Raw genomic sequence first — 25,560 nt, 5'->3', positions numbered from 1 at the left:
AGTACGGATCACTTGCCCCTACCGCTCGGTAGGGGCATTCTGGCAAGCTGCGCGCATGTCTGATCGCGCAGCAGACCGGGCCCGCTACGACCGGGCCACCGCCGACCTCGACGCGCCCGTGGCGGTCGTGGACCTGGAGGCGTTCGACGCCAACGCCGCCGACCTGGTACGACGTGCCGGCGGCAAACCGATACGGGTGGCGTCCAAGTCCGTGCGCTGCCGGGCGCTGCTGGAGCGGGTGCTCGGCCGCGAGGGCTTCGCCGGGATCATGTCGTACACGCTGGCGGAGTCGGTGTGGCTGGCCCGCTCGGGCTTCGACGACGTGCTGCTCGCCTACCCCTCGGCGGACCGGGCCGGCTACGCGGAACTGGCCTCGGACCCGAAGCTGGCGGCGGCCGTCACGGTCATGGTCGACGACGTGGCCCAGCTCGACCTGATCGACTCCTCCCGCGCGGGCGGTTCGGAGATCGTGCGGGTCTGCCTGGAGATGGACACCTCGCTGCGGATGCTGGGCGGCCGCGTCCGCGTCGGCGCGCTGCGCTCCCCGCTGCACCAGCCCGCCCAACTGGCCGCGCTGGCTGGCGAGGTGGCCCGCCGGCCCGGCTTCCGCCTGGTCGGGATCATGGCGTACGAGGGGCATGTGGCCGGGGTCGGCGACGCGATCGCGGGACGTCCGCTGCGCTCGCGGGCGATCCGGCTGATGCAGGCGCGGGCGCGCGGGGAACTGGCGGCGCGACGGGCCGCGGTCGTGCGGGCGGTGCGGGAGGTCGCGCCGGGGCTGGAGTTCGTCAACGGCGGCGGCACGGGCAGTGTGCAGAGCACGGCCGCCGAGGACGCGGTGACGGAGATCGCGGCCGGGTCCGGGCTGTACGTGCCGCGGCTGTTCGACAACTACACCTCGTTCCGGGGCCGCCCGGCGGCGCTCTTCGCCCAGCCGGTGGTCCGGCGCCCGGGGGTCGGCGTGGTGACCGTGCTCGGCGGCGGCTACCCGGCCTCGGGTGCGGCGGGCGCGGACCGGCTGCCGGTGCCGTACCTGCCGGAGGGGCTGCGCTACGACCCGCAGGAGGGTCCGGGCGAGGTGCAGACCCCGCTGATCGGGTCGGCCGCGGACGATCTGCTGATCGGCGACAAGGTGTGGTTCCGGCACGCGAAGGCGGGCGAGCTGTGCGAGCGGTTCGACACGCTGCGGCTCGTGGAGGGCGACCGGGTCGTGGCGACGGTCCCGACGTACCGCGGCGAGGGCAGGACGTTCCTCTAGAGGTCGCGGGCACGCCTCCGTGCGCGCCGGTGCACCGGCGGGAACGGAGGCGTGCGGCGGGCGGGTCAGATGCCCGTGCCGCCCCCGGAGCCGACGGCCTTGATGCCCTTGACGATCTCGTCCATCACCGAGAGTTCCGGCGCCTTGTCGTTGATGTCGAAGCCGGAGCGGACCAGCACGAGCCTGGCGGGGTCCTGCGGCGAGGGGAACACCAGCGACTGGACGTAGCCGTCGTCGCCCTTCTTCGTGACGACCTTCCAGCGCACCAGCCAGCCCTGCTGGCCGGCGACCGTGGTCTTCTGCGACAGCAGCTGCGTGTGCGAGGTGAGACCGCCGTAGATCTTGCCGCCGTAGGACTCCTCGGCGTTGCCCGCGATGTCCTCCTTGGCCGCGGCCTCGGCGGTGGTGGACTTCAGCTTCACGGCCGCGGCGGGCATGGAGAAGACGCCGCCGCGCACGCAGGTGTTCACGGCGTCGCCGGGGCAGGTGTACTCGCCCACGGTGAGCTGGGCGAGCCCGTCGCGGCTCGTACCGCCCGTCCAGCTGTCGGGGACGGGGATGCTGATGCCGTCCACCAGGTCGACGGCGAAGCCGGGGTCGGCCTTGGGCCGGTTGTCCTGGCCGCCGCCCGGGCCGTTGCCGTCGGGGCCGTTGCCGCCCTCCAGGCCGGGGCCGGGGGCCGTGACCGAGGGGGCGGGCCGGGCGGAGTCCGCGCCGGAGTCGCTGCCCCTGCCGAGGGCGACGACGCCGCCGACGACCGCGCCGGCCACCACGACCGCGGCGACGACGGCGATCGCGATCAGGCCGCCGCGCCGCTTGCGCGGCGCGGCGGGGAAGGCGGCGGGGTACGCCGGCCAGCCCGGCGCCCCGGCGTCGAACACCGGGGCGGGGACCTGGGTGCCGCGGGTGTACTCGGTCCACGCGGACCCGTCCCACCAGCGCTCGAGTGCCGGGCCGTTTCCTGTCTGCCCGGGTTCTGGGTACCAGCCGGGCGGGGTCGTCATGGTCACGGGCGTCACCTTAAGGCCAGGGCCCTAAGATTCCCGTCAGACCACCGGTCACAGAGGGGTCACGTACGCCCCGGCGATCCCTCCGTCGACCAGGAACTCCGCACCGGTGATGAAGGACGCGTCGTCACTGGCGAGGAAGGCCACGGCGGCCGCGATCTCCTCCGCCTCCGCGAAGCGCCCGACGGGGATGTGCACCAGCCGGCGGGCGGCGCGCTCGGGGTCCTTGGCAAACAGTTCCCGCAGCAGCGGGGTGTTGACCGGTCCCGGGCACAGCGCGTTGACCCGGATGCCCTCGCGGGCGAACTGCACGCCCAGCTCGCGCGACATCGCCAGCACGCCGCCCTTGGAGGCGGTGTACGAGATCTGGGAGGTCGCCGCGCCCATGACCGCCACGAAGCTCGCGGTGTTGATGATCGAGCCCTTGCCCTGCCGCTGCATGTAGGGCAGCGCCGCCTTGCAGCACAGGTAGACCGAGGTGAGGTTCACCTCCTGCACGCGGCGCCAGGCGTCGATGCCGGTGGTGAGGATCGAGTCGTCGTCGGGGGGCGAGATGCCGGCGTTGTTGAAGGCGACGTCGACCGAGCCGTAGGTGTCGTACGTGGCCTTGAACAGCGCGTCGACCTGATCGGCGTCGGTGACGTCCGTCTTCACGAACAGCCCGCCGACCTCCTCGGCCGCCGCCTTGCCCGCGCTCTCGTCGATGTCGGCGCACACGACGTGGGCGCCCTCGGAGGCCAGCCGGCGCGCCGCGGCCAGGCCGATGCCGCTGCCGGCGCCGGTGACCACCGCCGTCCGGCCCACCAGGCGGCGGCACACCGCTGCTTCTGCTTGCGTCATTGCCGGGATCACTCCTCCGTGCTGATGAAGACGTTCTTGGTCTCGGTGAAGGCGGCCAGCGCGTCGGGACCGAGCTCGCGCCCGAGTCCCGACTGCTTGAAGCCGCCGAACGGTGTCCAGTAGCGCACCGAGCTGTGGGAGTTGACCGACAGGTTGCCGGCCGCGGTGCCGCGGGCGAGCCGCAGGGCGCGGCCGACGTCACGGGTCCAGATCGAGCCCGACAGGCCGTACGGGGTGGCGTTGGCCAGCCGCAGCGCGTCGGCCTCGTCCTCGAAGGGCAGGACGACGGCGACCGGGCCGAAGACCTCCTCCACCGCGATGCGCTCCCCCGGGTCGGCGGGCGCGAGCACGGTCGGCGGGTACCAGAAGCCCTTGCCCTCCGGCGCGGTGCCGCGAATCACCGCGGGCACTGCGGGCGCCGCGGTGGCCACGTACTCCCGGACCCGGTCGCGCTGCACGGCGGAGATCAGCGGTCCCACGGCGGTCGCGGGGTCGGCGGGGTCGCCGACGGCGACGGCCAGGACGGCGGGCTCCAGCAGTTCCATGAACCGGTCGTACGCGGTGCGCTCCACGAGGATGCGGGTGCGGGCGCAGCAGTCCTGTCCGGCGTTGTCGAGGAAGGACAGGGGGGCGGTCGCCGCCGCCTTCTCCAGGTCGGCGTCGGCGAAGACGATGTTGGGCGACTTGCCGCCGAGTTCGAGGGTGACCCGCTTGAGGGTGTCCGCGCCCTTGGCCATGATCTGTTTGCCGACCCGGGTGGAGCCGGTGAAGACGATCTTCGCCACGCCCGGGTGCTCCACCAGGGCGTTGCCCGCGACGGGCCCCCGGCCCGGCAGCACCTGGAAGAGGTGCTCGGGAAGCCCCGCCTCCAGCGCGAGTTCCGCGAGCCGCAGCGCGGTCAGCGGGGTGGTCTCCGCGGGCTTGAGGATCACCGCGTTGCCCGCCGCGAGCGCGGGGGCGGTGCCCCAGGCGGCGATGGGCATCGGGAAGTTCCAGGGCGCGATGACGCCGACGACACCCAGCGGTTCCAGGAAGGTGACGTCGATGCCGCCGGGCACCGGGATCTGACGTCCCATCAGGCGCTCCACCCCGCCGGCCGCGTACTCCAGCAGGTCGCGGACGTTGCCGGCCTCCCAGCGCGCGTTGCCGATCGTGTGACCGGCCTGCCGCACCTCCAGGGCGGCCAGTTCCTCCACGTGGGCGTCGACCTCGGCCGCGAAGCGGCGCAGCAGCCGGGCCCGGTCCGCCGGGGTCAGGGCCGCCCAGGCGGTCTGGGCGCGGGCGGCCCGCGCGACGGCGGCGTCCACGTCCGCGGGACCCGCCGCGGGGACGGTGGCGATCACCTCCTCGGTGGCCGGGTTGAGCACTTCCAGGGCGTCCAGCACATCGGGCACTGCGGGCCTCACATGCGTTCGAAGGAGCGGTAGCGCTCCCAGTCGGTCACGGCGGTGTCGTACGCGTCCTGCTCGACGCGGGCCATGTTCGCGTAGTGCTCGACGACCTCGTCGCCGAACGCCGCCCGCGCGATCGGGCTGTCCTGCCAGAGGGCGGCAGCCTCGCGCAGCGTGGTGGGCACGTGCGCCACGCCGTCCGCCGCGTAGGCGTTGCCCGTGACGGGCTCGGGGAGGGCGAGCTTGTTCTCCACCCCGTACAGGCCGGCGGCGACCATGCCGGCCACCGCCAGGTACGGGTTCACGTCGCCGCCCGGCACGCGGTTCTCCAGGCGCAGCGCGGCCGGGGAGTGCCCGACGACGCGCAGCGCGCAGGTGCGGTTGTCCGGGCCCCACGCGACGGCGGTCGGGGCGAAGGAACCGGGCCGGAAGCGCTTGTAGGAGTTGATGTTGGGCGCGTACAGCAGCGCGAAGTCGCGCAGCGCCGCGAGCTGCCCGGCGAGGAAGTGGCGCATCGTCTCCGACATCCCGCCGGGCTCGTCGCCCGCGAAGACGGGGGTGCCGTCGTCGTCGCGCAGCGAGAGGTGGATGTGGCAGGAGTTGCCCTCGCGCTCGTTGTACTTGGCCATGAAAGTCAGCGCGTAACCCTCCTGCGCCGCGATCGACTTGGCGCCGGTCTTGTAGACGCTGTGCTGGTCGCAGGTGACCAGGGCCTCGTCGTAGCGGAAGGCGATCTCGTGCTGCCCGAGGTTGCACTCCCCCTTGGCGGACTCCACGCGCATGCCGGCCGCGCCCATCTCGTTGCGGATGCGGCGCAGCAGCGGCTCGATGCGGCCGGTGCCCAGCAGCGAGTAGTCGACGTTGTACTGGTTGGCCGGCGTCAGGCCGCGGTAGCCGCTGTTCCAGGCCTGCTCGTAGGTGTCCTTGAAGACGATGAACTCCAGCTCGGTCCCCGTGTACGCGGTCCAGCCGCGCCCGGCGAGCCGCTCCAGCTGGCGGCGCAGGATCTGCCGGGGCGAGGGGCCGACCGGTGCCGCGTCGTGGTCCAGCAGCCGCAGGTCGGCGATGACCAGAGCGGTGCCCGCGTCCCAGGGGGTGCGGCGCATCGTGCCGAGGTCGGGGTGAAGCGCGAAGTCGCCGTAGCCGCGCTCCCAGGACGACAGGGCGTAGCCGTCGACGGTGTTCATGTCGGCGTCCACGGCCAGCAGGTAGTTGCAACCCTCGGTGCCGTGCTCCAGCACGTCGTCGAGGAAGTGGCGTGCGGCGCAGCGCTTGCCCTGGAGGCGGCCCTGCATGTCGGTGAAGGCGACGACCACGGTGTCGACCTCGCCGGTGTCGACAAGACGCCTCAGGTCGTGGGTGCTGAGCGGGGCTGTTCGGTGCTCCACGGGTGGTCACCTCTTCTACCGGCCGACAGGTGATCCAAAAGTACGGGCCGGGAGGGCCGGTTGGGTACGGTGCGGGAAGAAATCCGCGCGTCGCCGGGAGGATCGTGTGGCCCGTCCGCTCATCGGGATCAGCACCTACTGGGTCGGTTCCGCCCGCTGGGGTGGCTGGGAGCTGCCCGCGGCCCTGCTGCCGGCCGGGTATCCGCTGCTGGTGCAGCGTGCGGGCGGGCTCGCCGCGCTGCTCCCGCCGGACCTGCCGGAGCTGGCCGCGCAGACCGTGGCGCGGCTGGACGGGCTCGTCGTGGCGGGCGGCCCGGACGTCGACCCGGGGACCTACGGGGCGGAGCGCGACCCGCGGACCGACCCGCCGGCCCGGGAGCGCGACGCCTGGGAACTCGCCCTGATCGGGGCCGCCCTGGCGGGCGGTGTGCCGCTGCTGGGCATCTGCCGCGGCATGCAGCTGCTCAACGTCGCCCTCGGCGGCACGCTCGTGCAGCACCTGGACGGCCACCGGGGACCGGCCGCCGGGGTCTTCGGCGGCCACGTCGTCAAGCCGGTGCCCGGCACGCGGTACGCGGCGGCGGTCCCGGAGGCCGTCTCCGTGCCCACCTACCACCACCAGGCGGTCGACGCCCTCGGCCGGGGGCTGCTGGTCGCCGCCCACGCCGAGGACGGCACGCCCGAGGCGGTCGAGCTGCCCGGCGACGCCTTCGTGCTGGGGGTGCAGTGGCACCCGGAGATGGACGACACGGACGACCGGGTGATGCGGGCGCTGGTCAGAGCTGCAGTTTGAAGCCGACGTGGGAGCCGGTGAAGCCGAGCCGCTCGTAGAAGCGGTGCGCGTCGGTGCGGGAGACGTCGGAGGTGAGCTGCACCAGCGCGCAGTCCAGCCGGCGGGACTCCTCGACGGCCCACTCGATCATCGCCGTTCCCAGGCCGCCGCCGCGGGCCGAGCGGTGCACGCGGACCGCCTCGATGATGGAGCGCGTCGCGCCGCGCCGCGAGAGCCCGGGGATCACCGACAGCTGCAGCACGCCCACGAGCCGCCCGTCCCGTTCCGCGACGACGACGTGCTGCCCCGGGTCCGCCGCGACGCGCTCGAACGCCGCGAGGTACGGCGCCATGTCGTCGGGGGTCTCGCGGCTGCTGCCGAGCGCGTCGTCGGCGAACATCGCGACGATCTCGGGCAGGTCGGCGGGCGTGGCGGGGCGCATGTGCAGGTCACTCATGCGGTTCACCCTAGGGTCGGCGGCGGCCCGGCCGGGAAGCGGGGTTGGCGCGTGCACGACCGTTGACAGTGGGCCGCGGTGCTCCCTAGGCTCCGCAAGGGTGATTGAAACGTATCAATCACCCCCTTGACATCCACCACTCCTCCATCCCTCGAACACGGCCGCCCCCGGCGCGCCGCCCTTTTGCGCGCCCATGGATTGAAACGTTAAAACGCGTCGCGATACCAATGAGGTGTTCATGAAACCGCTCATGAAACGACGTTCATCCCTCGCCCGCCGGCTCGCGCTGCTCGCGCTCGCCCTCGGCATGGTGCTCGCGGGCACGCCCCAGGCCTTCGCCGACCGGGCACCCCGCAACCACGCCCCGCAGGCGCCCGACGGCCTGACGGTCGACGACCGGACCGACCCCCTCGCCGTCGACGGAGCGCCGCAGTTCGGCTGGCTGCCCCAGGACAAGGACCCCGGCGAGATCCAGACCGCCTACCGCATCCTCGTCCGCGACGCCGCCGGGCGCACGGTCTGGGACAGCGGCAAGGTCGCCGGCTCCGAGCAGTCCTGGGTGCCCTACGGCGGTCCCGCGCCGGCCCCCGGCGCCACGTACCGCTGGCAGGTCAGGACCTGGGACCGCGCGGGCGAGGCGTCCCCCTACTCGCGCGAGGCCTCCTTCGGCGCCGGGCTGGGCGACCAGGACTGGTCGGGCGCCCAGTGGATCCGCCGCCCCGCCACGGGCAACGACGCCGCCAACGAGTGGACGGCCGCGCGCAAGGTGCTGCGGGTCTCGGCGGGCAGCCCCGTGGTCCGTACCCGGATCTGGGTCGCGGCCGCCGGGGACTGGCAGGTCGACGTCAACGGCGCCCAGGTGCAGCGCAGTTCCTCGTACGAGTACGCGGGCGAGGGCTTCTACGACGTCGCCGCCGTGCAGGGCGTCAAGGCCGGCCGGGACCTGGCCGTCGGCGTGCTGACGCACTACTGGTCGTGCAAGTGCCAGGGCCGGGCCAACGGGCCGGGCAGCCCCGAGGGCCCCTCGGGCACGCTGGTCAAGGTGGTTGTCGAGCACGCCGACGGCAGCCGTGACGTGGCGGTGTCCGACGGCAGCTGGAAGGTGCACCGCTACGACCCCCAGCGCGTCGACACCCTGACGTACCGCAACAGCGACTCCGGCGACCGCGTCGAGTACTACGACGCCACCGCCGAGCTGACCGGCTGGGACACCGCCGGATACGACGACAGCGGCTGGGCCGCCGCCACCGTCGTCGGCACGCACCCGCGCCCGAACCCCGTCAGCTGCGCGGCGTACTCCGGCGGTTCGTCGCCGTGCGCCTTCACCCACCTGTCGGCCCTCCAGGCCCACCTGTCGCAGAGCACGATCCACCCGGTCTCGGTGCTGCGCCTGCCCGACGGCACCGTCTTCGCCGACTTCGGCAAGGTGTACGCCGCGGTGCCCTCCGTCCGGCTCGACTCCGGCACCGCGGGCCGGCAGCTGACGTTCACCACCAGCTACCGGCGCAGCAACTCCACACTGAGCGCGGCCGCGGCCAGGGGCGACACCGCCGTGACGCTCGCGAACACGGCCAACGTCCACGCCGGAGACGCGATCACGGTCGACGGGCCCGCCGACGGGTACGGCGCCGGGAACCCGGAGTCCCGCACCGTCACCGCGGTGGACGGCACCACCGTCACCCTGGACCGCCCGCTGCGCGAGGACCACGCCGCGGGCCGCTGGGTGGACAACTCCCGTGCGGGGACGTCCGGTCTGGACACCCAGGGCAGCAACATGCGCTTCTTCTTCACCGAGAAGGACGGCCGGCAGACCGCGCAGCCCTTCACCTACTGGGGCTGGCGCTACCTCCAGATCAGCGACCCCGGCGAGAAGCTGACGGCGCACGACATCAGCGCCGTCGTCCAGAACACCGACGCGCCGCACGACGCGACCTTCCGCAGCAGCGACGACACGTTGGACCAGGTCTTCGACCTGATGCAGCGTTCGGCGCTCCAGTCGGCGCAGAACGTCTTCCTCGACACCCCGACCCGCGAGAAGGGCCAGTTCCTCGGCGACACCGTCGACGAGTCCTTCGCGACCATGACGGCGAACGGGGAGCGCGGCCTGACCCGCCAGGCCATCGTCTCCTTCATGAACTCGCAGGCGCGCTACTGGCCGAACGGCGCCATGAACGCCGTCTACCCCAACGGCGACGCCAAGCGGGACATCCCCGACTACACCGAGATGTTCCCCGAGTGGGTGCTGCGCTACTACCGGACCACCGGCGACCGGCAGTTGCTCGCGCAGGCGCTCCCGGTGATGCGCAACATCGCCGACTACATCTGGTCGGCGGTCGACGACCGAGGCCTGGTCGCCGACCTGCCCGGCGGCAGCGGCGCCTACCTGCACGGCATCATCGACTGGCCGGCGCCCATGCGGTACGGCTACGTCACCGACGGCAACGTGGACCGCACCGTCGTCAACGCGCTCGGCGTCGGCGCGCTGCGCTCCGTCGCGGAGGCCGCGGCGGAGCTCGGCGACCACACCACCGGTGCCACGTACGGCGACCGGGCGGAGAGCGTCGCCACCGCGATGCGCGCGCAGCTGCGGGACCCCGTCAGCGGTCTGTGGTCGGACGGCCTGACGGCGGACGGTTCGCGCATCGCCCACCAGGGCGAGCACGCGCAGTCCTTCCCGGTCGCCTACGGCGTGGCCGCGCCGTCGGAGTACGCGGCCCTCGGCGACGGCATGGACGCGCTGGGAATGCAGCAGGGCCCGATGACGCTGCGCACCCTGCTGGAGGCGCTGCGGGTCACCGACCGGCCGGACACGCTGGTGCGGATCCTCACCGACCCCTCTGCCGACGGCCCGGCCCAGGTCCTCGCCGAGGGCGGCACCTTCATGTGGGAGCAGTGGACGCCGGGCTGCGCCACGAGTTCCTGCACCGGGAGCCAGGTCTCGCAGAGCAACAGCGAGAGCATGTCGCACGGCTGGGGCGGCGCCGGAGCGGTCGGGGTGCTCGAGGGCGTGCTCGGCCTGACCGTCACCGGTTCCGGCGGCTCGTCGGTGCGGATCGCCCCGGCGGACGCGGGGGTGAGCCACGCCTCCGGCACGCAGTGGACCGAGCGCGGCACGGTGGGGGTGAGCTGGGCGCGCAAGCGGCACGGCGTGGACGCCTCGGTCGACGTGCCGGTCAACGTCACGGCGACGGTCGCCCTGCCGGTGGTGGACGGCGGCCGCTACACCGTGTCCGGCGGCCGCGCGGCGTACCTGGGCGTCCAGGACGGGCGGGCGGTGTACCGCGTCGGATCGGGGCGTACGGCGTTCACGTCCGTGGGCCGCGGCTGACCCGAGGGGCACGCCCCTCGCACACGAAGGGCCCCGGCGCGTGCGCCGGGGCCCTTCCCGCTGCGGTGACGCGGCGCCCGCCGTCAGTCGAGTGCCGCCGCCAGGACCGCCGGGGCCTCCGCGAGGGAGGGGCCGTACCAGGTGAGGTGACGGCCGCTGACCAGCGCCGAGGGCAGGCCCGGGAACGCCTCGGGCCCGTCGTCCGGCGTGAAGCGGTACGGCTCGTCGGGCAGGACCACGAGATCGGCCCCCGCGGTGTTGAGCTCCCGCACCGGGACCCGCGGATAGCGCTCCTGGTGATGGCCGTAGACGTTCTCGACGCCGAGCCGGGCCAACAGGTCGCCCGCGAAGGTGTCCCGGCCGAGCACCATCCAGGGGCGGCGCCAGACGGGTACCACGGCCCGGCGCGGCCGGGGCACGGGCCGCACCGTCCCCCAGGCCTTCTCCGCGGCGTCCAGCCACGCGGGACGGGGCAGGCCCAGGGCGCCGACCACCACGCGGTGCAGTTCCTCGAAGGCCTGCGGCAGGCTGCGCACCTCCGTGACCAGCACGTCGAGCCCGGCGGACCGCAGCGCCCCCAGGTCGGGCGCGCGGTTCTCCTCCTCGTTGGCGATCACCAGGTCCGGGGCCAGCCGGACGATCTGCTCGATGTCGGGGTTCTTGGTCCCCTGGACCCGGGTGACCCGCAGGTCGGGCGGGTGGCTGCACCAGTCGGTCGCGCCCACCAGGAGTGCGGGGGCCGTGGTCGCCACCGCCTCGGTGAGCGAGGGCACGAGGGACACCACACGCCGTGCCGGGCCGGACTCGCGACGGGTCATATGCCCACCGTATCGAGCCCCGGCGCGCGAGGACGGCCGGACGGCGCGGCCGCCGGAACTGAGGGAGGGGGATCCGGGTACCGCGCCGTCCGGGGTGCGTGGGGCCGCGGGGCTGGGGGGCCGGGTCAGCCGACCGGGGCCAGCCGGTTCTCGACGGACGGGTTCGCGGCGAGCCAGTCGCGGACGCCGTCCTGCTCGTGGCCCTGGCCCGCGCCGTGCACGGCGCCCTCCAGCCCGGTGAGCTCCTTCTCGCTGAGCCGGAAGCCCTTCAGCCAGCGCGCGACGGCGGGTTCCTTCGCGGCGAAGCCGTCGCGGGCGAGGGTGTGGATGCCGTCCCCCTTGCCCCAGGCGCCGAGCGGGTCCTCCAGCTTCTTCAGCGAGTGCTCGCTGTAGGCCCAGTGCGGGGACCACAGGGTCACCACGACGGGCTCCTTCGCCTTGATGGAACGGTCGAGCTGGGCCAGCATGCTCGCGGTCGAGCCGGTGGTTACCTTGTACTCGCCCTCCAGCCCGTACCTCTTCAGCACCGTGTCGTTCAGCATCGACATCATCCCCGCGCCGGGCTCGATGCCGATGATCCGGCCGCCGAACCGCTTGCCCTGCCCCTTGAGGTCCGCGAGCGAGTCGACGCCCTTGACGTAGGAGGGGACGGTCAGCTCCAGGGAGGTGGGGCCGTACCAGGAGCCGTAGTCGTCCAGGTGGTCCCGGTACTTCTCCCAGTACGACCGGTGCGTGACGGGCAGCCAGGAGTCGGTCTCGACGTCGACCCGCCCGGCGGACATGCCGGTGTAGAGCGCGCCGACGTCGTACTGCGTGACCTTCGGCCGGTAGCCGCGGCGTTCCAGCAGCTCCTTCCACAGGAACGTGGAGGCGATGCCCTCGTCCCAGGGGATGTAGCCGAGGTCGACCTGCCGGCCCTTGCCGACGTTCTTCGCTCCGGAGACCGCGGGCGTGTCGTCCTCGCCGCCGCCGAGGACGTTCATGCCGCCGGCGACGAGGGCGAGGACGACGACACCGACGACGGCCACGGAGGTGTGCGGACGGTAGGTCCACAGCCGGGACCGGCGCGGGGCGGCGGCCGCGGCGAGCGCGCGCCGGCCGAGCGGCGAGACGCGGCTGCCGAGCGCGCCGGTGACGCGGTCGAGGTACATCGCGAGGACGACCACCGACAGGCCCGCCTCGAAGCCGAGGCCGATGTCGACCTGGCTGATGGCGGTGAAGACGGAGGCGCCGAGGCCGCCGCCGCCGACCATGCCGGCGATGACGACCATGGACAGCGCCAGCATGATCACCTGGTTGACGCCCGCCATGATCGTGGGCAGCGCGAGCGGCAGCTGCACCCGCAGCAGGGTGTTGCGCGCGGTGGTGCCGAACGCCTCGGCGGCCTCGACGAGTTCGCCGTCGACCTGGCGGATGCCCAGCTCCGTCATCCGCACGCCCGGCGGCAGGGAGAAGACGATGGTGGCGATGATGCCGGGCACCTGGCCGACGCCGAAGAAGAAGATGCCGGGGATCAGGTAGACGAAGGCGGGCATCGTCTGCATGAAGTCCAGCACCGGGCGCAGTGCGGCGGAGACGGTGCGGTTGCGCGCCGACCAGATGCCCAGCGGCACGGCCAGCACGATCGTGACGACGGTGGCGACGAGCACGAGGGACAGGGTGTCCATGGCCTCGTCCCACTGCTGGACGGAGATGACGACCGCCAGGCCCGCGAAGGACAGCACGCCCGCGGTCGCGCCGCGCAGCCACAGGGCCAGGACGGCGAGGATCCCGGCGAGCAGCAGCGGCGCGGGGGCCTGGAGCACGGCGTCCAGGCCGTCGTACATGCCGGAGACGATCGCGCTGATGACGTCGAAGAGCGGGCCGAAGTGGTCGCGCAGGAAGGTGACGGCGCTGTCCGTCCAGTCGCCGAGGGGCAGCCTAGGCACGCGCCGCCTCCTTCCGGACCCGCGCCGGCACTTCGGGCGCCGTCTCGTCGGTGCAGGGGGCGGGCGGGCCGTCGTACGCGCCGAGTCGGGCGAGCAGCCGCTCCCGGGTGATCACACCGGCCACGTCGCCGTTCCGGTCGCGGACGGCGACCGGGTGCGGCACGCGGGCGCTGACGGGCAGGACGTCGGCGAGCGGGGTCCGCGGGTCGACGCTCTCGCAGCGGCAGTCGCCGGCGTCCGGGCGGGACGGCGGCTCCATGACCGTGCCGGCGGTCAGCACGCGGGAGCGGTCGACATCGTGCACGAAGGAGGCGACGTAGTCGTCGGCGGGGCGCAGCAGGATGTCCTCCGGTGTACCGGTCTGCACGATGCGGCCGTCGCGCATGACGGCCACGCGGTCCCCGAGGCGCATCGCCTCGTTGAGGTCGTGGGTGATGAAGACGATGGTCTTCTTCAGGGCGCGCTGGAGTTCCAGGAGCTGGTCCTGCATGTCGCGGCGGATGAGCGGGTCCAGGGCGCTGAAGGACTCGTCCATCAGGAGCACGTCGGCGTCCGTGGCCAGCGCGCGGGCCAGGCCGACGCGCTGCTGCATGCCGCCGGACAGCTCGTCGGGCCAGGAGCCGCCCCAGCCGGCCAGTCCGGTCAGCTCCAGGGCCCGCGCGGCGCGCTCCTCGCGCTCCTTGCGGCCGACACCCTGCACCTCCAGGCCGTACGCGGCGTTCTCCAGCACGGTGCGGTGCGGGAAGAGCGCGAAGTGCTGGAAGACCATGCTGATGCCGTGCGAGCGCACCCGGCGCAGCTCGCGCGGGGAGAGCGCGGTGAGGTCGCGGCCGTCGAAGAGCACCCGCCCCGAGGTCGGGGGGAGCAGCCCGTTGAGGGTGCGCAGCAAGGTGGACTTGCCGGAGCCCGACAGTCCCATGACGACGAAGATCTCACCTTCGTGGACGTCGAAGCCCGCGTCGATCACGGCCGCGGTCGTGCCGTCGGCGCGCAGCTCCTCGCGTCCGGCGCCGTCCCGCAGCCGGCGCACGCCGTCCTCGGGATCGGGGCCGAACACTTTGTACAGATGCTCTGCCTGCAACCGGTACACATACACCTCTGGGGTCGTACGGAGGACGACCTGCTGCCCCCGCACCCAGGTCGTGGAGCGTTCCTGGCCCGCTCCGGACCGGCGGCTGCCCCGACACAAGCGGAGCAAACTGTTCCGTGACCGAGGTCACGGTGTCCGCGGTGTCCGAGGTCTGCGGCATCATCGGCGTGTGACTCGACGCCTGATGCTCCTCGACACCGCCAGCCTCTACTTCCGCGCGTACTTCGGGGTGCCCGACTCGGTGCGCGCCCCGGACGGCACGCCGGTCAACGCCGTGCGCGGACTGCTGGACTTCATCGCCCGCCTGGTCGCCGACCACTCCCCCGGCGACCTGGTGGCGTGCATGGACGCCGACTGGCGTCCGCAGTGGCGGGTGGATCTGATCCCCTCGTACAAGGCGCACCGGGTGGCCGAGGAGGTCCCGGAGGGCTCGGACGTGGAGGAGGTGCCGGACACACTGTCGCCGCAGGTGCCGGTGATCGAGGCGGTGCTGGACGCGCTCGGCATCGCCCGGGTCGGGGTCGCGGGGTACGAGGCCGACGACGTGATCGGGACGTTGGCGTGCGGGGCGGCCGGTCCGGTGGACATCGTCACCGGCGACCGCGACCTGTTCCAGCTCGTGGACGACGCGCGCGGGGTGCGCGTGCTCTACCCGGTCAAGGGCGTGGGCGCGCTCGACGTGGTCGACGAGGCGTGGCTGCGCGCCAAGTACGGGGTGGACGGCCCCGGTTACGCCGATCTCGCCACGCTGCGCGGGGACCCGAGCGACGGCCTGCCGGGCGTGCCGGGCATCGGCGAGAAGACCGCGGCCAAGCTGCTGGACGCGTACGGGGACCTGGCGGGGATCATGGCCGCCGCCCACGACCCCGCGTCGGGGATCACCCCCGCGCAGCGCAAGCGCCTCCAGGAGGCGGCGGACTATGTCGCCGTCGCGCCCAAGGTCGTCCATGTCGCCGGCGACGTGCCGCTGCCCGTCTTCGAGCCGCGGCTCCCGCGCGAGCCGCGCCACCCGCAGGAGTTGTCGGCCCTGGCCGAGCGGTGGGGGCTCGGCGGCGCGCTGCAGCGGCTGCTCACGGTGCTCGGGGCGGCGCAGGCCGGCTGAGGCGGCGCGGCTCCCGCGGCCCGCCCGGCAGCGCGCGCGTTCCGGGAGTCGTCGCCTTCCGGGGGAGCAATGGGTTAGGCTTGCCTAACCGTCGTGAGGGAGTGTGTTCATGGCAGACCGTCCGGTGCGCAGGAAGCCGCAGCTCAACCGCGCGCGGGTGCAGCACGTGGAACGACTGACCCCGCACATGGTGCGCGTGGTGCTCGGCGGCGGGTCGCTCCAGGGCTTTCCCGTGGGCGACTGCAGCGACCACTACATCAAGCTGCTCTTCCCCGCCGAGGGCGTCCGCTACCCCGAGCCCTTCGACATCCAGGCGATCCGCGCGGAGTTCCCGCGCGAGCAGTGGCCGCGCACCCGGACGTACACGGTGCGCCATTGGGACGCCGAGTCGTGCGAGCTGACCGTCGACTTCGTCCTGCACGGCGACGAGGGCCTGGCCGGCCCCTGGGCCGCCCGCGTCCGGCCCGGCGAGGAGATCCTCTTCCTCGGTCCCGGAGGCGCGTACATGCCGGATGCGGCCGCCGACTGGCATCTGCTGGTGGGCGACGAGAGCGCGCTGCCGGCCATCGCCGCGTCGCTGGAACGGTTGCCGGAGGGCGCCCGCGCCCATGTCTTCGTGGAGGTCGCCGGGCCGGAGGAGGAGCAGAAGCTCCCCACGCCCGGTGACGCCGCGATCACCTGGGTGCACCGCGGCACCGGCCGCGTCGGCGAGGCCCTGCTCCGCGCGGTGCTCGCCCTGGAGTTCCCGCCCGGGGACCTCCAGGCCTTCGTCCACGGCGAGGCGGGCTTCGTCAAGCAGCTGCGGCGGCTGCTGCGCGTCGAGCACGGGGTGCCGCGCGAGCGGCTGTCGATCTCCGGCTACTGGCGCACCGGCCACGACGAGGACGGCTGGCAGGCCTCCAAGGCGGACTGGAACCGCCGGGTGGAGGAGGAGCAGGAGACCCCGCGGGCCCTGGCCTCCTGAGACCGCGAACCACTGCACACGCACGAGGCGTGACCCCGCGACGGGGTCACGCCTCGCTGTCTGTGCCGGGCCGGACTCAGACGGACTTCTGGTACGAGCGGAAGGTGCGGGTCGACAGCCACACCGCGGCGACCGCCACCGCGACCAGCGCGCCGCCCCGGCTGAGCACGCCGCCCCAGTCGGGGGTGTCCGCCATCGCCGAACGGCCCGCCACCAGCGCCCAGTTCACCGGGTTGACGTCCGCGACGTGCCGCATCCAGGCCGGCATCAGCGCGGGCGCCATGAAGGCGGACGACAGGAACGTCAGCGGCAGCAGCAGGAAGGTGTTGATGCCGATGATGCTCTCCCGCTGCCGCACCAGCATGCCCATGGCGTTGGAGAACGCGCCGACCAGGGTGCCGAGCAGCACCGACGCCGCGACGAGCACCAGCAGTCCGCCGGCCCCGCCGGGGTAGTCGGCGCCGCCCAGCCGGCCCAGCGCCACGATGACGACCGACTGCAGGGCGGTGCTCAGCCCCTGCGAGACCACGTTGCCGTTGATCAGGGCGGCCCGGCTGACCGGGGTGGTCAGGAAGCGGTTGAGGGTGCCGCGCTCGATCTCCTCCAAGGTGCCCATCCCGGCCCACATGTTGGAGGACAGCGCGCTCATCACGACAACGCCCGGCACGAGGTAGTCCAGGTAGGACGTCCCGCCGAAGCCGGGCAGCTCCACGACGCGGCGGAAGAGCCCGCCGAAGAGGAAGAGCCAGATCACCGGCTGCACCAGGGTGATGAGGAGGTAGGCGGGCTGCCGCAGTACCGCCATCAGCTGACGTTGCGTCATGTACCAGGTCTGCGTCAGGGCGTTGCCCGGCGCGGTCGTCGTGCTCATCGCGCACCTCCGGCGCTCGCGGGGACGGCGCCGGAGGCGGCCGCCGGCGATCCGGTGTCGGCGTCGGCGAAGCGGCGTCCTGCGTACCGCAGGTACACGTCGTCCAGGGAGGGACGGGCGACCGTCACCGAGGCGACGGCAGCGCCCTCGCGCTCCAGGACGGCGAGCACCCGCGGCACGGCGGCACCGCCGTCGTCCGCGCGGGCGCTGAGCCGGCGCCCGTCGAGCACCGCCTCCCGCACACCCGCGAACTCGGTGAGCGCGGTCTCCAGCAGATGCGCGTCGACCGGGCCGGCCGGCCGGGTCAGCTCCACGTGCACGGCGTCGCCGCGCAGTTCGCCCTTGAGCCCGTCGGGTGTGCCCTCGGCGACCACCCGGCCGCGGTCGACGATCGCGACACGCTCGGCGAGCCGGTCGGCCTCCTCCAGGTAGTGCGTGGTGAGCAGGATGGTCAGTCCCTCGTGGCCGGCGAGCCGGGCGATCTCGTCCCACATGGCGGTGCGCGCCTCCGGGTCCAGCCCCGTGGTCGGCTCGTCGAGGAAGAGCACCTCGGGCCGGTGGACCAGGCCGAGCGCGACGTCCAGCCGCCGCTGCATGCCGCCGGAGTACGTCCTGACCGGGCGCCCGGCGGCGTCGACGAGGTCGAACCGGGCGAGGAGTTCGTCGACCCGGCCGGTGAGGCCCGCGCCCCGCAGGCCGTACAGCCGGCCCTGCAGCCGCAGGTTCTCCGCGCCGGTGGCGACCGGGTCGGCGCCGGACCTCTGGGCGACGACGCCGATGGCGCGCCGCACCCGGTCGGGGTGGCGCAGCGCGTCGTGGCCCGCCACGATCGCGGTCCCGGAGTCGGGCCGGGCCAGGGTGGTCAGGATCTTGACGGTGGTGGACTTGCCGGCGCCGTTGGGGCCCAGCAGTCCGAAGACGGTGCCGGGCTCCACGGTGATGCCCATGCCGTCCAGTGCCCGGACGTCCCCGGGATAGGTCTTGACGAGGTCGTGCGCCACGATCGCGGGCGCGCGGGTGCTCATGACAGATTCCTCCGCCTGTCGTGTCGATCGGTGTCGGTCGGAGCCGGTGCCGATGGGCACCGGCGTGCCGGTGCGGACCGTTCGACGGGAGGAGTGCCGGGCTACCCTGGGTGTGCTGCACCTCGGTCGCCTGGCATCCGTTCCCGAGGGTGTCCGGTCCGGGATTCACCTCCGGTGGGCCGCTGTTCCCGCAGCGGCCCACCGGGGGTTCTTTCACGTGGGGGGTGTGAGCTTGCCCAGTTCCTCCCTGAAGTGGCGGGCGGCCGCGCCGTCCCGGGTGAGGTCGTCGATCCCGCTCCAGGTGTCCGGCATCTCGCCGGTCGCCTGCCACTGCCGCCACTCGGCGGCGCCGGAGACGGCACCCCGTTCGAGGTCGTCCAGGAAGGCGCGGATCCAGGCCGCCTCGGCCTCGATCATGTGCACCTGGTACTCGGTCTCCAGCAGGAACACCCGGGGCAGGTCGCGGCGGAGCCGGGCGAGCACGCCGTGCACGGCGGCCGCCTGGACCTCCAGTTTGGCCACCCGCTCGGTGAGCAGCCCGACCACCTCGTCGGCGGGGAGCACGAGCAGCAGAGAGAGGGCGGCCTCGAAGGACGGGTACTCGCGGACGGGGACGGCGACCAGGTCGGAGAGCCAGTCGTGCAGTTCCTCGCGGCCGGCGTCGGTGAGGCCGTACAGCGTGCGCTCGGGGCGGTTGCCCTGCCGCTGAACGCCGGTGACCTCGACGAATCCGTGCTTCTCCAGGTTCTGCACGACCGTGTAGAGCGAGCCGTAATTGATCTTGATGCTCTGCTCCTTGCCCCGTTGCCGGAGCACCTGCGCGATCTCGTACGGATGCATGGGCCGCTCGCCGAGCGTCGCCATCACCGCCAGTGCCAGGGGGTTGCCGAGCTTGCGCCGCGCCGCCATGTCCGTACACCTCGCTTCCGTATATCCGTGGCCGAACATATCGCGAGTATCGCGACCTGACAAGCGCGATACATCGCGAATTTCGGCCGCGGGGATGCGGCGGCACACCGGGCCCGCAGGGCCGCGCACGGCACCGCGCCACCAGGTCCGGGCCGATCTGAATCCCCTTCAGCTCCCGCGGTTGCGGACCGGTGAGGACGGGACAAGGGTGGGAAGGGAAGATCCGATCGAGTATCGAACGGAGTTTCCCATGCAAGCGCGAAAGTCCGACCTGTACGCACGTGACCTGACGGAAGCGCGCTGGGTCAAGAGCACCAGGAGCCCCTACCGGGAGCTCTGCGTCGAGGTGGCGGACATCGGCGGCGGCGCCGTCGCGATCCGCGACTCGGACAACACCGACCTGCCGGCACTGCGGTTCACCGCGGACGAGTGGGCGGCGTTCCGGGACGGCGTGCGCGACGGCGAATTCGGCTGACGAGCCCCGCGTACACCAGCGTTCGGCGGCCCGTTCGCCAAGGCCGGTACACCAAGCCCGTGAACGGGCCGCCACCCGCTGTGGCGAGGTCGCACCGCCCGGATTCCGGGCGGGTGCGTCAAGACGCCTGCGGCTCACGGCAGAAGGCCTCTGGAGTCGGCTCCAGGGGCTTTTCCATGCCCCCCCACGGCACACACGGCCGCAACGAACCGACGCCCCCGCCGCAGCGGTCACAGCGTCAACACGCCCTCCCCGCACCGCAACAGCCCCACAAGTGGACACATCACACCCGTCTCGCTACGGTCGAAGAACGGACAGCGCCGACGGTGATCCGGCCACGCGGAGCACGGCTCCGGCCCCCTCCTCGCGATGGCACACCTCGGCTTCTCCACCGCGTCCGCCCGGCCGGCCGCCGCATCGGCCGCCTCGGCCAGGACGGCGCGTCACCTGCGCGTTCCGGCTTCCGGAAGGGGACATCATGCGCGCACAGCAGTTTCTCGCCCTGCTCGTCGCCCCGGCCGCGGCAGGCGCCGTGGCGTTCCTGCCCGCCGCGGCGTCGCCGGCGGCCGCGGCAGGCCCGGCGGCGGCCGTCGCGGCCCCGTCCTCCGGCACGGTCGCCCCGCAGTCGTCCAACGACCGCTACCGGCGGGGCTTCAGGGACGGCTACGACGACGGGCGGTACGACTCCCGGAACTCCCGGCCGCGCTGCCGCGACTACCGGGAGTCCTACGATCCCCGGCGCAACGACCGCGACTACCGCCAGGGTTACCGCGACGGCTACCGCTCGGGCTGGAACCGCTACTGCTGACCACCTGCGGTCCGTCCGGCCTGAGTGCTCGTAGGCTGACGGCGTGACGGATCGTGTGCGAAAGGCAGCCGGCGCCGTGGTGGGTTCGGCGGTCGGCGACGCGCTGGGCGCGCCCTTCGAGTTCGGTCCGGAGGGCGCGTTCAGCACGCGTTTCCCGCGGGCGGGCGGCGGCGGCGAGATGCGCGGGGGCGCCGGCTGGGACCCCGGCGAGGCCACGGACGACACGCAGATGGCCGTGCTCGTCGCGGACTCCCTGCTGGAACGCGGAACGCTCGACCTTCCCGACATCTTCGCGCGGTTCCGGCGCTGGTCGGCGGCGGGTCCCAAGGACATCGGGATCCAGACCGAGACCGTCCTGACCTCGGGCGATCCCTGGAACCTGGCCGCCGCACTGCACTACCAGACGCACGACCGGGCGGCCGGCAACGGTGCCCTGATGCGCGCCGCCCCCGCCGCCGTCCACTTCGCCGGGCAGGGCCGGGCGGTCTCGCTCGACGCCGCCCGCCGGATCGCCGCCCTCACCCACGGCGACCGCGCCGCCTGGGAGGGCAGCGCGATCCTGCACGACCTCGTACGTGTCGCCCTCGACGGCGGCGACCCGGTCGCACCGGAGGCCGTGGCGGACGCCCTGGCCCAGGTGCCCGAACCGTACCGGGAACGCTGGGCGGTCGTGCTCGCGCCGCACTGGCACCCGGACCTGGCCACGGAGTTCAACGGCGCCGTCTGGCCCTGCCTCGGCTCCGCGCTCTGGGCGGTGCGGACGACGGGCTCCTACGAGGACGCGGTGCGCGCCGCGATCGACCTCGGCGGCGACACCGACACGGTCGCCGCGGTCACCGGCGCCCTCGCCGGCGCGGTCCACGGGCTCGACGCCGTCCCCGCACGGTGGACCGAACCCCTGCACGTGCCGATGCCCGGCTGGCCCGGCCGGGTCCTGCGCACGGCCGACCTGGTCGACCTGACCGCGCGCCTCACCGGACCAGCAACGCCTCGCCCTCCCCGCGCAACCCCGCCATGACCTCCCCGGGACACCGCGCAACCCGCAGAGCGACACCCGACACCGTCCCCGCACGTGCCCATGCCCGGATCGCCCGGCGCGACGGACCTGACCCCGCGACTCACCGGACCAGCAACGCCTCGCCTCCCCGCCATGACCTCCCCGGGACACCCGGCAACCCGCAGAGCGGCATCCGCAGCCGCCGACACCGTCCCCGCACGAGGGACCGAACGGATCTCCCGGCGCAACGGACCTGGACCCCGCGACTCACCGGACGCGCAACGCCTCGCCCTCCGCGCGCAACCCCGCCATGGCCTCCTCAGGGCACCCGGCAACCCGCAGGGCAGCATCCGCGGCGGCCGAGGCGAACGCCGCGGCGTCGGGGATCGGGGTCTCACGGCGGATCAGGATGACGCCCTCGATGAGGCCGAAGACGAGGTCGGCACGGACGGCGAACGCCGCGGGCGGCAGTTCCGCACCGGCCGAGGTGGCGGCCAGCAGCGCGGCGTAGGCGGCCTTCAGCTCCTCCCGTACCGCCCGGAACCCGGCGAAGCGCTCGGCCCGCACCTCGGGAAGCAGATAGAGCACGCCCAGGTTGTGCGGGCCGCCGCACAGCAGCGCCACGTCGGCACGGCACAGCGCCCACAACCGGGCCTCGCCGGGCACGTCGTCCCGGCCGGTCAGGTCACCGGCCAGCGTCAGGGAGGGGCGGACGGTGCCCTCCAGCAGCGCGGCCAGGAGGTCCTCCTTGCCGGCGAAGTAGTGGTAGATCGAGGCCTGCCGCATGCCGGCCAGCTCCGCGACGGCGCGCGTCGTGGTGGCCGCGTAGCCCCGCGTCGTGAACAGCTCCGCCGCCGCCTCCAGCAGCTCCTCGCGCGTGGACAGCCCGGTCTCCGGCCGCACCAGCGCCCGCGGCCGTCCGACCCGCCGTCCCGTGCTGCTCATCCCCCGATCCTCGCACAGGCCTCCCGGGCGCGGCCCGGTCCACGACGGGGCCGGGCGGACGCCGCGGTCGGGATCACGCCCTCGGACCGGGAGTCACCACCACCGGTCAGGACATCGGCCGACCCGGAATGCCCGGCCGTCCCGCGGTGCGGGCGGGCCGGGCCACCGCGGGGTGTCCCCGGCCGCCCGCCCCCGGAAGACCTCAGCCCACCGAGGAGTAGGCCACGACGCCGCGCAGCAGGCCGTCGACCGCCTTGCGGGCGTTGCGTCGCACCTCGCCGCCCTCCGGGGCCGCGCCGGCGATCTGGCCGAGCACGTCGATGAGTTGCTTGGTCCACCGCACGAAGTCGCCGGCCGGCATGTCCGCGTCGCGCAGCACCGCGTCGAGGCCGTGGCCGGAGGCCCAGCGGTAGGCGGACCAGGCGAAGCCGAGGTCGGGTTCGCGCTGGCCGACGCCCTCGGCCTGGTTGATGCGGTGCTCCTCCTCCAGCGCGTCCAGCCGGCCCCAGATGCGGACCATCTCGGCGAGTGCCTCCTTGGCCCTGCCGGACGGCAGCTTCGGCGGCATCGCGTCGTCCGCGGAGCGCGCCTCGTAGACCAGGGCCGAGGCGCAGGCGGCGAGTTCGGCCGCGTCGAGGCCCTCCCACACGCCGTCGCGCAGGCATTCGCTGGCGAGCAGGTCGAGTTCGCCGTAGAGCCGGCCGAGCCGGCGTCCGTCGGGGGTGACCTGGTCGCCCTCCAGGTAGCCCAGGTCGGTGAGCAGGGCGCAGATGCGGTCGAAGGTGCGGGCGATGGTGTTCGTCCGGCCCTCGATGCGCCGCTCCAGCTGCTTGGTGTCGCGGGCGAGCCGCTGGTAGCGCTCGGACCAGCGGGCGTGGTCCTCGCGCTCGTCGCAGCCGTGGCAGGGGTGGGCGCGGATGGCGGTGCGCAGCCGGGCGATCTCGGTGTCGTCCGCGGCGGCCGAGCGTTCGCGGCGCGGCCGCTGCGGCGCGATGCCCGCCGTACCGGCCTTGGAGCGCATGGCGGAGGCGAGGTCGCGGCGGGACTGCGGGCTGCGCGGGTTGAAGGACTTCGGGATGCGCATCCGGTCCAGCGGTTCGACCGGCACCGGGAAGTCCATCTGCGCCAGCCGCTTGACCTGGCGCTCGGCGGTCAGCACCAGGGGGCGCGGCCCGTCCTGGTGGAACTGGTCCTGCCGGCCGTGGTGGCCGGGGCTGCGGCCGGCCGGCACACCGGGGTCCAGGACCAGGGCCAGGCCCGCGAACTTGCCGGCCGGGACGTGGATGATGTCGCCGGGCCGCAGCTTCTCCAGGGCCTGCGCGGCGGCCGCGCGGCGCTGGTTGGCCCCGTGCCGGGACAGTTCGGCCTCGCGGTCCTTCAACTGCCTGCGCAGCGACATGTACTCGTCGAAGTCGCCGAGGTGGCAGGTCATGGAGGCCTTGTAGCCCTCCAGTCCCTCCTCGTTGCGCTGCACCTGCCGGGAGATGCCGACCACCGAGCGGTCCGCCTGGAACTGCGCGAAGGAGGTCTCCAGCAGCTCGCGCGAGCGGTGCCGCCCGAACTGGCCGACCAGGTTGACGGCCATGTTGTACGAGGGCTTGAAGGACGACCGCAGCGGATAGGTGCGGGTGCCGGCGAGTCCCGCCAGGTGCGCCGGGTCGAAGGCGCGCTGCCACAGCACCACGGCGTGGCCCTCGACGTCGATGCCGCGCCGCCCGGCGCGCCCGGTGAGCTGGGTGTACTCGCCGGGGGTGACGTCGGCGTGGGTCTCGCCGTTCCACTTGACGAGCTTTTCCAGGACGACGGAGCGGGCAGGCATGTTGATGCCGAGCGCGAGCGTCTCGGTGGCGAACACCGCCTTGACCAGGCCCTTGACGAAGAGTTCCTCGACGACCTCCTTGAAGGTCGGCAGCATGCCCGCGTGGTGCGCGGCGATGCCCCGCTCCAGGCCCTCCAGCCACTCGAAGTAGCCCAGGACGTGCAGGTCCTCGTCGGGGATGGACTTCGTGCGCTCCTCGACGATGGCCCGGACCTTCGCCCGGTTCTCCTCGCTGTTGAGCCGCAGCCCGGCGTACAGGCACTGCTGGACGGCCGATTCGCAGCCGGCCCGGCTGAAGATGAACGTGATCGCGGGGAGCAGCCCCTCGGCGTCCAGCCGCTCGATGACCTCGACCCGGCTGGGCGTCCAGATCCGGCGCTGCTGGCGCCGGTCCCGCTCGCGGTCGGCCTCGCGGATCTTGCCCGCGCGGCGGTCGCGGCCGTTGAAGGGACGCTGGTTCTCCATGCGGGCCAGGCGCACCAGGTCGGGGTTGACCGAGCGCTGGGGGGCGGGGCCGGAGGCGCCCTGCCGTTCCTCGAAGAGGTCGTACATCCGGCGGCCGGCCAGGACGTGCTGCCAGAGCGGCACCGGGCGGTGCTCGGAGACGATGACCTCGGTGTCGCCGCGCACGGTGTCCAGCCAGTCGCCGAACTCCTCGGCGTTGGAGACGGTCGCGGAGAGCGAGACCAGCGTCACGGACTGCGGGAGGTGGATGATGACCTCCTCCCACACCGCGCCGCGGAAGCGGTCGGAGAGGTAGTGCACCTCGTCCATGACCACGTAGCCGAGGCCGTCGAGCGCCTGGGACCCCGCGTACAGCATGTTGCGGAGCACCTCGGTGGTCATGACCACGATCGGCGCATCGCCGTTGACGCTGTTGTCGCCGGTGAGCAGGCCGACGCGCTCGGCGCCGTAGCGCTTGACCATGTCGGTGAACTTCTGGTTCGACAGGGCCTTGATGGGCGTGGTGTAGAAGCACTTGCGGCCCTCGCGCAGGGCCAGGTGGACCGCGAACTCGCCCACGATGGTCTTGCCCGATCCGGTGGGCGCGGCCACCAGCACGCCCTTGCCCTCCTCCAGCGCCCGGCAGGCGTCGATCTGGAAGGGGTCCAGGGCGAAGTCGTACAGCTCGCGGAAGCCCGCGAGTGCGGTGGCCTGCTCGGCGGCCCGGGCCTTGGACGCCGCGTAGCGCTCGGCGGGAGACATCTCGTCGTTCATCTTGAAAACGAGACTACCCGGCACCACTGACACCCGACTGATCTTTTACCGTCCGCGCACCACGGCCGCCCCGGCGGGCCGCTCCGTGTCCGGTTTGCGAAGAACCGGACCGGCACTAGCGTGGCAGGCACGGACCGCCGCCCCGGCCCG

21 protein-coding genes are annotated in these 25,560 nt (G+C 73.4%); 8 read left to right on the top strand and 13 right to left on the bottom strand.

What is annotated here, in order from left to right; translation table 11 throughout:
- The first annotated feature begins 55 nt into the window (after positions 1-55).
- Positions 56-1,258, top strand: a complete 1,203-nt coding sequence (locus ABZ883_RS16700) for an amino acid deaminase/aldolase (protein ID WP_360906376.1) — start codon at positions 56-58, stop codon at positions 1,256-1,258.
- A 65-nt stretch (positions 1,259-1,323) separates the two neighbouring features.
- On the opposite strand, the gene ABZ883_RS16695 is transcribed toward ABZ883_RS16700, so the two are convergent.
- From ABZ883_RS16695 to ABZ883_RS16680, 4 genes are read right to left on the bottom strand one after another with little or no spacing between them, the layout of a single operon-like run.
- Positions 1,324-2,262, bottom strand: a complete 939-nt coding sequence (locus ABZ883_RS16695; RefSeq protein WP_360906506.1) for a DUF2510 domain-containing protein — start codon at positions 2,260-2,262, stop codon at positions 1,324-1,326.
- 54 nt (positions 2,263-2,316) lie between these two features.
- A complete protein-coding gene (locus ABZ883_RS16690) occupies positions 2,317-3,105 on the bottom strand; it encodes a 3-oxoacyl-ACP reductase (protein WP_360906374.1) in 789 nt (262 codons plus the stop codon).
- Between the two features lie 8 nt (positions 3,106-3,113).
- On the bottom strand, positions 3,114-4,490 hold the full coding sequence (locus ABZ883_RS16685; RefSeq protein WP_360906504.1) for an aldehyde dehydrogenase family protein: 1,377 nt from the start codon (positions 4,488-4,490) through the stop codon (positions 3,114-3,116).
- Positions 4,491-4,507: 17 nt separating this feature from the next.
- Entirely contained in the window at positions 4,508-5,884 is a 1,377-nt protein-coding gene (locus tag ABZ883_RS16680; protein ID WP_360906372.1) for a glutamine synthetase family protein, read from the bottom strand.
- A gap of 106 nt (positions 5,885-5,990) precedes the next feature.
- On the opposite strand from ABZ883_RS16680, the gene ABZ883_RS16675 reads away from it, so the two are divergent.
- Positions 5,991-6,677, top strand: a complete 687-nt coding sequence (locus ABZ883_RS16675; RefSeq protein ID WP_360906370.1) for a gamma-glutamyl-gamma-aminobutyrate hydrolase family protein — start codon at positions 5,991-5,993, stop codon at positions 6,675-6,677.
- Here the strand turns inward: ABZ883_RS16675 and ABZ883_RS16670 are convergent.
- The gene (locus tag ABZ883_RS16670; RefSeq protein ID WP_360906369.1) at positions 6,661-7,113 is read right to left on the bottom strand and encodes a GNAT family N-acetyltransferase; all 453 of its coding nucleotides are present in this window, start codon (positions 7,111-7,113) and stop codon (positions 6,661-6,663) included. The two genes, ABZ883_RS16675 and ABZ883_RS16670, sit on opposite strands and share 17 nt — an antisense overlap.
- A 250-nt stretch (positions 7,114-7,363) precedes the next feature.
- Between ABZ883_RS16670 and ABZ883_RS16665 the strand changes: the two genes are divergently transcribed.
- Positions 7,364-10,441 carry an alpha-L-rhamnosidase N-terminal domain-containing protein gene (locus tag ABZ883_RS16665; protein WP_360906367.1) on the top strand — a complete coding sequence of 1,026 codons (3,078 nt, stop codon included), beginning with the start codon at positions 7,364-7,366 and terminating at the stop codon, positions 10,439-10,441.
- A gap of 83 nt (positions 10,442-10,524) precedes the next feature.
- Here ABZ883_RS16665 and ABZ883_RS16660 read toward each other — a convergent pair whose 3' ends face one another.
- The 3 genes from ABZ883_RS16660 to ABZ883_RS16650 form a co-directional block, all read right to left on the bottom strand.
- Positions 10,525-11,259, bottom strand: a complete 735-nt coding sequence (locus ABZ883_RS16660) for a helical backbone metal receptor (protein WP_360906365.1) — start codon at positions 11,257-11,259, stop codon at positions 10,525-10,527.
- A 125-nt stretch (positions 11,260-11,384) separates the two neighbouring features.
- Positions 11,385-13,187, bottom strand: coding sequence for an ABC transporter permease/substrate binding protein (locus tag ABZ883_RS16655; RefSeq protein ID WP_360906363.1), 1,803 nt, complete (start codon positions 13,185-13,187; stop codon positions 11,385-11,387).
- Positions 13,180-14,277 carry a glycine betaine/L-proline ABC transporter ATP-binding protein gene (locus ABZ883_RS16650; protein WP_360906361.1) on the bottom strand — a complete coding sequence of 366 codons (1,098 nt, stop codon included), beginning with the start codon at positions 14,275-14,277 and terminating at the stop codon, positions 13,180-13,182. Before ABZ883_RS16650 ends, ABZ883_RS16655 begins: the two co-directional genes overlap by 8 nt.
- Before the next feature lie 184 nt (positions 14,278-14,461).
- On the opposite strand from ABZ883_RS16650, the gene ABZ883_RS16645 reads away from it, so the two are divergent.
- Positions 14,462-15,379, top strand: a complete 918-nt coding sequence (locus tag ABZ883_RS16645) for a 5'-3' exonuclease (RefSeq protein WP_360906502.1) — start codon at positions 14,462-14,464, stop codon at positions 15,377-15,379.
- Between the two features lie 109 nt (positions 15,380-15,488).
- Positions 15,489-16,343, top strand: coding sequence for a siderophore-interacting protein (locus tag ABZ883_RS16640; protein ID WP_360906359.1), 855 nt, complete (start codon positions 15,489-15,491; stop codon positions 16,341-16,343).
- A gap of 76 nt (positions 16,344-16,419) precedes the next feature.
- Here ABZ883_RS16640 and ABZ883_RS16635 read toward each other — a convergent pair whose 3' ends face one another.
- The 3 genes from ABZ883_RS16635 to ABZ883_RS16625 all read right to left on the bottom strand — a co-directional run bounded on the left by ABZ883_RS16635 (position 16,420) and on the right by ABZ883_RS16625 (position 19,148).
- On the bottom strand, positions 16,420-17,214 hold the full coding sequence (locus ABZ883_RS16635; RefSeq protein WP_360906356.1) for an ABC transporter permease: 795 nt from the start codon (positions 17,212-17,214) through the stop codon (positions 16,420-16,422).
- Positions 17,211-18,239 carry an ATP-binding cassette domain-containing protein gene (locus ABZ883_RS16630; RefSeq protein ID WP_360906354.1) on the bottom strand — a complete coding sequence of 343 codons (1,029 nt, stop codon included), beginning with the start codon at positions 18,237-18,239 and terminating at the stop codon, positions 17,211-17,213. The genes ABZ883_RS16635 and ABZ883_RS16630 overlap by 4 nt, the downstream gene beginning before the upstream one ends.
- Before the next feature lie 213 nt (positions 18,240-18,452).
- Positions 18,453-19,148, bottom strand: a complete 696-nt coding sequence (locus ABZ883_RS16625) for a PadR family transcriptional regulator (protein WP_360906352.1) — start codon at positions 19,146-19,148, stop codon at positions 18,453-18,455.
- A 250-nt stretch (positions 19,149-19,398) separates the two neighbouring features.
- Between ABZ883_RS16625 and ABZ883_RS16620 the strand changes: the two genes are divergently transcribed.
- The 3 genes from ABZ883_RS16620 to ABZ883_RS16610 all read left to right on the top strand — a co-directional run bounded on the left by ABZ883_RS16620 (position 19,399) and on the right by ABZ883_RS16610 (position 21,449).
- Positions 19,399-19,623 (top strand): DUF397 domain-containing protein, encoded by a 225-nt coding sequence (locus ABZ883_RS16620; RefSeq protein WP_360906351.1) that lies wholly within the window; start codon positions 19,399-19,401, stop codon positions 19,621-19,623.
- Between the two features lie 478 nt (positions 19,624-20,101).
- Positions 20,102-20,431: a hypothetical protein gene (locus ABZ883_RS16615; protein ID WP_360906350.1), complete on the top strand. Its 330-nt coding sequence runs from the start codon at positions 20,102-20,104 to the stop codon at positions 20,429-20,431.
- A gap of 43 nt (positions 20,432-20,474) precedes the next feature.
- Complete coding sequence (locus ABZ883_RS16610; protein WP_360906349.1) at positions 20,475-21,449, top strand: ADP-ribosylglycohydrolase family protein; 975 nt, start codon at positions 20,475-20,477, stop codon at positions 21,447-21,449.
- Between the two features lie 246 nt (positions 21,450-21,695).
- Here ABZ883_RS16610 and ABZ883_RS16605 read toward each other — a convergent pair whose 3' ends face one another.
- Together ABZ883_RS16605 and ABZ883_RS16600 are read right to left on the bottom strand one after the other, a co-directional pair.
- Positions 21,696-22,373: a helix-turn-helix domain-containing protein gene (locus ABZ883_RS16605; protein ID WP_360906348.1), complete on the bottom strand. Its 678-nt coding sequence runs from the start codon at positions 22,371-22,373 to the stop codon at positions 21,696-21,698.
- A gap of 202 nt (positions 22,374-22,575) precedes the next feature.
- The gene (locus tag ABZ883_RS16600) at positions 22,576-25,410 is read right to left on the bottom strand and encodes a DEAD/DEAH box helicase (protein ID WP_360906347.1); all 2,835 of its coding nucleotides are present in this window, start codon (positions 25,408-25,410) and stop codon (positions 22,576-22,578) included.
- Positions 25,411-25,560 lie beyond the last annotated feature (150 nt).

Origin of the sequence: Streptomyces sp. NPDC046977 (assembly GCF_040644455.1) — a bacterium.
GTDB lineage: Bacteria > Actinomycetota > Actinomycetes > Streptomycetales > Streptomycetaceae > Actinacidiphila.
This window is presented reverse-complemented; position numbering and strand designations above follow the sequence as displayed.

What these genes read in the sequence shown, in the direction of transcription:
- ABZ883_RS16700 (WP_360906376.1), top strand. Translation starts at nt 56, where the DNA reads ATGTCTGATCGCGCAGCAGACCGGGCCCGCTACGACCGGGCCACCGCC.
- ABZ883_RS16695 (WP_360906506.1), bottom strand. Translation starts at nt 2,262, where the DNA reads ATGACGACCCCGCCCGGCTGGTACCCAGAACCCGGGCAGACAGGAAAC.
- ABZ883_RS16690 (WP_360906374.1), bottom strand. Translation starts at nt 3,105, where the DNA reads ATGACGCAAGCAGAAGCAGCGGTGTGCCGCCGCCTGGTGGGCCGGACG.
- ABZ883_RS16670 (WP_360906369.1), bottom strand. Translation starts at nt 7,113, where the DNA reads ATGAGTGACCTGCACATGCGCCCCGCCACGCCCGCCGACCTGCCCGAG.
- ABZ883_RS16665 (WP_360906367.1), top strand. Translation starts at nt 7,364, where the DNA reads ATGAAACGACGTTCATCCCTCGCCCGCCGGCTCGCGCTGCTCGCGCTC.
- ABZ883_RS16660 (WP_360906365.1), bottom strand. Translation starts at nt 11,259, where the DNA reads ATGACCCGTCGCGAGTCCGGCCCGGCACGGCGTGTGGTGTCCCTCGTG.
- ABZ883_RS16645 (WP_360906502.1), top strand. Translation starts at nt 14,462, where the DNA reads ATGCTCCTCGACACCGCCAGCCTCTACTTCCGCGCGTACTTCGGGGTG.
- ABZ883_RS16640 (WP_360906359.1), top strand. Translation starts at nt 15,489, where the DNA reads ATGGCAGACCGTCCGGTGCGCAGGAAGCCGCAGCTCAACCGCGCGCGG.
- ABZ883_RS16635 (WP_360906356.1), bottom strand. Translation starts at nt 17,214, where the DNA reads ATGAGCACGACGACCGCGCCGGGCAACGCCCTGACGCAGACCTGGTAC.
- ABZ883_RS16630 (WP_360906354.1), bottom strand. Translation starts at nt 18,239, where the DNA reads ATGAGCACCCGCGCGCCCGCGATCGTGGCGCACGACCTCGTCAAGACC.
- ABZ883_RS16625 (WP_360906352.1), bottom strand. Translation starts at nt 19,148, where the DNA reads ATGGCGGCGCGGCGCAAGCTCGGCAACCCCCTGGCACTGGCGGTGATG.
- ABZ883_RS16620 (WP_360906351.1), top strand. Translation starts at nt 19,399, where the DNA reads ATGCAAGCGCGAAAGTCCGACCTGTACGCACGTGACCTGACGGAAGCG.
- ABZ883_RS16615 (WP_360906350.1), top strand. Translation starts at nt 20,102, where the DNA reads ATGCGCGCACAGCAGTTTCTCGCCCTGCTCGTCGCCCCGGCCGCGGCA.
- ABZ883_RS16605 (WP_360906348.1), bottom strand. Translation starts at nt 22,373, where the DNA reads ATGAGCAGCACGGGACGGCGGGTCGGACGGCCGCGGGCGCTGGTGCGG.
- ABZ883_RS16600 (WP_360906347.1), bottom strand. Translation starts at nt 25,410, where the DNA reads ATGAACGACGAGATGTCTCCCGCCGAGCGCTACGCGGCGTCCAAGGCC.